The sequence below is a fragment of the Alcanivorax xiamenensis genome, from assembly GCF_009846745.1.
In the GTDB taxonomy this organism is placed as follows: Bacteria; Pseudomonadota; Gammaproteobacteria; order Pseudomonadales; family Alcanivoracaceae; genus Alloalcanivorax; species Alloalcanivorax xiamenensis.
This window is the reverse complement of sequence record NZ_AQPF01000030.1, coordinates 40,116-46,688: the sequence shown is the minus strand read 5'-3', so window position 1 is coordinate 46,688 and position 6,573 is coordinate 40,116. Positions and strand designations below refer to the sequence as shown.

General features: G+C 54.9%; 7 protein-coding genes. 6 read left to right on the top strand and 1 reads right to left on the bottom strand.

Annotated features, from left to right (window positions below):
• The first annotated feature begins 1,150 nt into the window (after positions 1-1,150).
• Positions 1,151-1,330 carry a patatin-like phospholipase family protein gene (locus tag A6D6_RS22175; protein WP_116028235.1) on the top strand — a complete coding sequence of 60 codons (180 nt, stop codon included), beginning with the start codon at positions 1,151-1,153 and terminating at the stop codon, positions 1,328-1,330.
• Between the two features lie 115 nt (positions 1,331-1,445).
• On the opposite strand, the gene A6D6_RS21740 is transcribed toward A6D6_RS22175, so the two are convergent.
• The gene (locus A6D6_RS21740; protein ID WP_197020991.1) at positions 1,446-1,715 is read right to left on the bottom strand and encodes an efflux RND transporter permease subunit; all 270 of its coding nucleotides are present in this window, start codon (positions 1,713-1,715) and stop codon (positions 1,446-1,448) included.
• 383 nt (positions 1,716-2,098) lie between these two features.
• On the opposite strand from A6D6_RS21740, the gene A6D6_RS15490 reads away from it, so the two are divergent.
• The 5 genes from A6D6_RS15490 to A6D6_RS15470 all read left to right on the top strand — a co-directional run bounded on the left by A6D6_RS15490 (position 2,099) and on the right by A6D6_RS15470 (position 6,564).
• Positions 2,099-2,968, top strand: a complete 870-nt coding sequence (locus A6D6_RS15490; RefSeq protein ID WP_014994388.1) for a metal-dependent hydrolase — start codon at positions 2,099-2,101, stop codon at positions 2,966-2,968.
• Entirely contained in the window at positions 2,969-3,985 is a 1,017-nt protein-coding gene (locus A6D6_RS15485) for a BtrH N-terminal domain-containing protein (RefSeq protein ID WP_199466731.1), read from the top strand.
• 78 nt (positions 3,986-4,063) lie between these two features.
• Positions 4,064-4,525 (top strand): PaaI family thioesterase, encoded by a 462-nt coding sequence (locus tag A6D6_RS15480; protein WP_035451349.1) that lies wholly within the window; start codon positions 4,064-4,066, stop codon positions 4,523-4,525.
• Positions 4,526-4,568: 43 nt separating this feature from the next.
• Complete coding sequence (locus tag A6D6_RS15475; protein ID WP_014994391.1) at positions 4,569-4,964, top strand: PaaI family thioesterase; 396 nt, start codon at positions 4,569-4,571, stop codon at positions 4,962-4,964.
• A 49-nt stretch (positions 4,965-5,013) separates the two neighbouring features.
• Positions 5,014-6,564, top strand: a complete 1,551-nt coding sequence (locus tag A6D6_RS15470; RefSeq protein ID WP_014994392.1) for a long-chain-fatty-acid--CoA ligase — start codon at positions 5,014-5,016, stop codon at positions 6,562-6,564.
• The last annotated feature ends 9 nt before the right edge of the window (positions 6,565-6,573 follow it).

Below are 6,573 nucleotides of genomic sequence, written 5' to 3'. Positions count from 1 at the left end.
CCACGATGACCGTCGTGGCGGCGGGTGATGGGGGTATTGTGGCATGATGGTGGCTATACCGCCAGAGCATAACCGGGGCTGGAAAGCCGACGATTCTCTATAACGACGCGATGTCACGGCATCATCGGGCGCAGGGAGGCTCTGCCGTCACCGTCGTCACTCAAGAGAGTTAAGAGAGAGGTTCGTGGCGGGCCACTTCCGCCGCCTTTTTGAAGACCCAATGGGGCACGCCCCCCCCCAGCTGCGTCAACGCCTGTTGGAGAAGGCTCAGTTGCCGACGATGAAGGCAGGAATAGAGTGAAGGGTCGGGCTGTCGAGGACGCTTGGGTTTCTCTGTGACGTGGTATCCACGGAGTAGTTTTCGAAATTCAATGGTGACCCAGATCGGACGTCCCTTCCAGTCTCCTGCTTCCTGTATTGGAGTCATGACTGTTTATTCTCTCACTACCACGGTATGGGCCGCTTGGTGACGCGCACTCTGTTGCGCCACCCGTGCCCAAGTGGGGGACACGCACCCTGAGGTGCGCCAGCGCCTTCTGACAGCCCAGCAATTGACGCCAGTTCGCGCTGGAATAGATCCGGTGACGGCTCCCTCTGGTGTCCTGAAACTCAACCAACATGTAATACCCCCGCAGGCTTTCCCGATAGCTGATGATGACCCACACCGCCTCACCTCGGCGGTCCCCCCAAGCAACGCACTGGTGACATGCCTGCCCTCCTTCCTTGCGGTCCTTTCGGACGCGATGCGCTCCGCCCGCCCGTGTTCCTTGGGCGATGGCTCCTTAATAACGGGGCAGGACTGGTTTAAAAAGAGTGCGATATCAAAAATGTGCATTTAAACCGTCAGCCACCGTACATTACACACTGGTAGCAAGGGCTTGGATCACAGCGGGATTTCCGGGAACTCAATTGTGTGATTTGAAGTGCCGTGCTTTTTCCGACCCCGCTGGATGCAGCCGTTCTGTTCGCACACCGAATTCCCGATACACTGGACGAGCTACTACGACACCGCGCCGGGGAAGGAGCTTCTTGTGAAATACGTGAATTTCGCAGCGCTCAAGACGAGCCTGGTGCGGCTGCTCCTCAGTGCTGTCAATGTCACTACGGCGGAGTTCGAAGTCTTTGACAGCTATGTTGACGCCCTCAGCATATCCTGGCGAGCGGCAGCCTGCCGCTGGGTTTCCCCTGGACGGTCATTGACGGCAAGGCCTACTGGGACGGTGGCATTGTCAGCAACTCACCACTTGATTTTCTCATCCATCACTACGGTTCGGACGGGAAGCGCGTTTATACCGTCGATCTGTTTTCTCGGGCACAAGTCCGCTTTTGACCAACATGATGGAGCTGAAGCGACCCGTCATGGTTCCGCTCATAGCAGTCGCCAACTGGTCCTGCATCGCATCCACGTCCAGCCCGCACTGTGTCAGTGCGGTTCGGAATAATCGTCAGCATCGGTAGGCCGGTGCGGTCTGCTCCATCTGGATATCGGCGATGCCCTCCACGTCGCCGATAGCGGTCTCGATAGCCATGCCCAGTTGCTCCAGCTGATCGAAGTCGTCGCCGTACACCTTGATAACCAATTCCGTGCGCACGCCGGCGAGCAGCTCGTTGAAGCGCATCTGGATTGGCTGCAGGAATTCGTGGCGGTTGCCGGGGATCGGCTCAACCAATTGCGCCAGTTCATTGACCTGCTGCACCCGGACGGGGCCGCTCACTCATCCCACAGCTTGAGAATGATGATGGCCTGTTCATCAGCAGGCCAAAGTCCGGCGTATCCAAGCTCATCAGGTTGGATCTGACTCGGGTCTGCACCATGCCGGTGACTGTTATCAGCATCGCTATCGGGATTACCTGCGTAGTCAGGAATATGGTGTGCACATCTCGTTAAATGTTTGTTAAGTTGTTGTTTTTTAAGGTATTTTTTTGTGGAAGCTCATTTGAGCCCTTGCCTCCGTGGACGGTATTGCCTCTCTCTGGTAGTGCTTCTTCAAATCACTGGGTTATCAGGGAAAGCAAATATTGAAAATTGGTTGGACAACCAATAAAATACCGAGCAAGCGTATGATACACACTTGTAATGTTCTAAATGGAGGCCCTGATGAGCGCAATCTCTATTCAGCCCCGTAAAGTAGATTTCGACGTGTCCTCTGTGCCGCGTCACTGGAATGGCGGTGATCCTGTTTTAACCCGTTTTTTTGACGCCTTGTCGGTGCACTTCCCCGAGGGGGAGCGGTTTTTTATCCAGTCGGTGCGTCATTTCCAGGATCAGGTGACGGACCAGCGCTTGCGTGAAGATATTCGCCATTTCATTCGTCAGGAGGGGCAGCACGGTATTGTCCATGATCGTTTCAATGACGTGATGGAGGCGCAGGGAATCGATGTCGATCAAATTACCCGCAACCTGCGTCGTTTTATTCGTACGACACAGAAATACATGCCGGAAAAGTATCAACTGGCGATGACCGCGGCTTTCGAGCATTTTACCGCCACTCTGGGCGAGGCGATGCTCAAGGATGAAACGGATATGTTCCGAGATGCGGATCCGGTAATGCGGGCGATGTTTCTCTGGCATGGTGTGGAAGAGGTTGAGCACAAGGCAGTGGCGTACGATGTATACCGAACCGCGGCAGGCGGGGGTTATTTGACTCGCGCTTCGGCCTTGGTGGTTGCCATGCTGATGGTGCACCTGGTCGTCGGACCGGTGTTCGTGAATATGTTGCGTCTTGACGGTGCGATGCGACGGCCGACGGTAGTGCTGCGTGGTCTAAACCGGCTCTACGGTCATCGCGGTATTCTGACCCGCATGTTGCCCGAGTTTATTGCGTGGTTCCGTCCGGGATTCCACCCCTGGGAAACGGGCATGCCGGAGAAAGTCGCGGCATGGTTGAAGGAGTACGGAGAGCATGGTGATCCGATGCGGGCATCGGCCGCCGTATATGAAACCGAGCCGGTGAGCGAGGCCGCCTGAATGGTCGGCGGAGAAGTGTCTGAAACGGCTGTAAGGCAAAAGATCGGGGCGCGTCACTGCCACAGGCCGGGCAGGCACTGTGGCAGTTCGGCCATCCGTGACTTGCTTGAGTTCCACGGCTTGGTGATGAGCGAGGCTTGCTGTTTTGGTCTTGGGGCCGGACTCGGCATTACCTATGTGGAGACTGCAGCCTCCAATACCCCTTTCATCGTCCATGTGCGTTCAATGGAATTCGAGGAAAACGTATTCAATACTTTGGATGTTCCCTTTTCCTGGCGCAGCTACCGCGATCAACGGTCCGCCAATACGGATCTCAAAGGGGGGCTGAATGAGAATCGACCCGCATTGTTGTTAACTGACATTTTCCATTTGCCCTACTTCCAAAGCAGCACACATTTTCCAGGGCACGCCATCGTGGCATGGTTATATGACGAGGAGCGGGACGAGGTGTTGGTCAGTGATACCGAACGCCCGGGGTTGATCGCGGTATCTACGGCTAATTTGGCCGACGCGCGCTTCTCCACCGCACCCCCTTTCATTCATAACGGCAACCTGTTTGCCCCCGAAGCTATCAAAGCCAGCGTAACTCCGGAACGTATTCGGAGGGCCATCTTTGACAATGCCTATGCTCTGGCGAACGGCGATCGTTTTAGCGGTCTCACGGCGCTGGATACTTGGATTGACGGGCTGTCACATTGGGCGGCTGACGAAAACTGGCGCTGGTCGTTGCGTTTTGCTTACCAGGTGATCGAAAAGCGCGGTACTGGGGGAGCCGGATTTCGCACCCTTTACGCCGACTTTTTGGAAGAGGCCAGTGCACGGATTACCGTGGTGAGAGATGCGAAGTTAGTGGAGCTCATGCGAGGCGCGGCAGCGGCTTGGTCCGGCTTGGCGGCTGTTTTGAAAATGGCTTCCGAGGCAACGACATTTCCTTCCGCCGATATCGAGTTGGCTATTAATCGGGTTAAATCACACGAGTCGCGTTATGTGAAGCGTGCACTAGATGCTCTGGGCTGATTAGACAAAAGCGACCGGACCCGGAGCGAGACACTGGCTCTGAGTGAGCCTGGCCAATGAAAAGGGGGAAGCGATTCGATGTCAGATCGTTATTTAACCATGGCCAAGACCTTCTTTGGCACATCCCATCCCTTGTTCAACGCCTTCGGCGTGGAAGTGGAGGAAGTTGGCAAAGGGCGTGCCGCCATGAGTCTCTCCTGCCGTCCAGCGCTTTGCGATCGACACGGGGGGCTTCACCGAGGAGTTGTTGTCACGCTATTGGATACAAATTGCGGGTTGGCAATATTTTCCCGACTCGGTGACATGCGTCCGATTGCGACCATCGATCTGCGTGTGGATTTCATTCGGCCTGTACCCGCGGGGGAGGGAATCTACAGCGAGGTGGAGTGTTACGCGGTACGAGGTGATATCGCCTATGTGCGCGGACAAGGTTGCGCTTATTCCGATCATAACTTGCTGGCAACGGTATTCGGTTCGTTTGCCGTCGGTACTCTCGGGCCTGCATTCGATTCAGCCATGAAAGGGGAGGGTAAAGTATGAAAGAGCGATCGCTTTTGAATCGCCAGATGACGGGTTGGCTGACATGGCTCTGAATAAAGCGCAAAAAGAAATGCTTGAAAATACTCCATTTGTGGAGTTTCTAGGTCTTGAGGCGCTGACCTCTGATGAGGGGTTCTCTTGCCGGTTATGCTTTCGAGAACAGCATATCGGTAATCCTCTGTTGCGTACCTTTCATGGCGGCATTCTCGCCAGTTTTGCCGAAATAACGGCAGCTCTTTATTTGATGGAATCGCTTGATCTGGTCGAAGAGCCGTCATGCAGTAGTATGACCTTTGATTATTTACGGCCCGCGTTTGCGGGCACGATTCGTGCCGAGCCTTGTATTGTCCGTGCAGGAAGACGTTTCGTAGTCGTTTCCGTCGACGTTTATCTGGATAAAACGCTTGTGTCAATCGGGCGCTTTATCTATAGCCGCTAAGTATTTTCAACTGGGGGCTGATGATTTTTGAGCGACTTGGGAGAATACCTTGATCATATCGCAAACATTACGTCGTGCGGTCCAGCAAAATCCTGACGGCATCGCCACGATTTACAAGGATAGAAGGCGGTCATGGCGCGCTTTTGAGAATCGTGTTGCGCGCCTGGCCGCGGGCCTTCGCGCCTTGGGAGCGGAAAGCGGGAATCGCGTCGCGATCTTGTCACTCAATAGCGACCGCTACCTAGAATATTTTTACGCCGTGCCATGGGCCGGCGCGGCTCTTAATCCCGTCAATATCCGCCTGGCACCGCCAGAGATCGCGTACAGTCTGAACGATTCCGCATCGTCCATCCTGTTTGTCGATGATGCATTCAGCGACATGCTGTCAAAACTACGGCCGCTGCTTGAGACCGTTCAACATGTGGTTTTCATGGGCGACGGTAGTTTACCGGACGGGTGTGTCGACTATGAGTCGCTTATCGCTGAATCAGATCCGATGCGGGATATCAGCGAAGGAGGGAGCGAGCTTGCCGGATTGTTCTATACCGGGGGGACCACCGGGCGGTCGAAAGGCGTGATGCTGAGCCATGACAACCTTGTCTTCAATGCGCTTAATGTGGTGCCGGAAATGGATTATGCGTCCGGCACGATCTACATGCATGCGGCTCCGATGTTTCATTTGGCCGATATGGCAAGCACTTTTGCCGTGACGCTAGCTGGTGGCACGCACGGCATCGTACCTCGTTTCGATGTAGACGATGTGCTCTCTTTTATTGAGCGTGAAAGAGTTACACATGCCCTGCTCGTGCCAACGATGATCAATCTGCTGGTGTCCTCCGGAAAAATAAAGGAATTCGACGTAAGTAGCGTCAAGCGCATGCTCTATGGAGCGTCGGCCATGCCTGAGTCAGTATTGATCAGCGCCATGAAGCAGATGCCGGACGCTCTGTTCGCTCAAGGGTATGGACAGACGGAGGCGTCACCCATCATCACCGCCTTGCCACCCGATTTCCATGTGCCTGGAGGCGACAAGCTTCGAAGCGCGGGCAGGGCCGCGCTGGGAGTCGAGGTTGCCATTTTTGACAAGGATGATACCGAGCGGCCGAGATGCGAAGTTGGCGAGATCTGCGCCAGAGGTCCGAACGTCATGCTGGGTTATTGGGGAATGGAGGAAGCCTCCGCTGAGGCCCTGCGTAACGGCTGGTTGCATACCGGTGATCTCGGTTATATGGATGAAGACGGGTTTGTCTTCATCGTCGATCGCGTCAAGGACATGATCATCAGTGGTGGGGAGAATATATTTTCGGTCGAAGTTGAGAGTGCTATCTATAGTCATCCCGCGGTACAGGAATGCGCGGTGGTGGGGATTCCCCACGATGAATGGGTTGAAACGGTGCATGCAATCGTCGTGCCTCGCCAAGGCCATGTGCTCACGGAAGAAGAGCTGTTGAGCCATTGCCGGGAGTTGATTGCCGGCTACAAACTTCCCCGTAGTATCGAGTTCCGTAGTGAACCATTGCCGATAAGTGGCGCCGGCAAGATTCTCAAGAATGAGCTGCGTGCACCCTACTGGGGCCGGATGGGGCGATCGGTTACCTGATTTATCATT

Coding starts and splice junctions, on each gene's coding strand:
- A6D6_RS15490 (WP_014994388.1), top strand. CDS start 2,099: ATGAGCGCAATCTCTATTCAGCCCCGTAAAGTAGATTTCGACGTGTCC.
- A6D6_RS15485 (WP_199466731.1), top strand. CDS start 2,969: ATGGTCGGCGGAGAAGTGTCTGAAACGGCTGTAAGGCAAAAGATCGGG.
- A6D6_RS15480 (WP_035451349.1), top strand. CDS start 4,064: ATGTCAGATCGTTATTTAACCATGGCCAAGACCTTCTTTGGCACATCC.
- A6D6_RS15475 (WP_014994391.1), top strand. CDS start 4,569: ATGGCTCTGAATAAAGCGCAAAAAGAAATGCTTGAAAATACTCCATTT.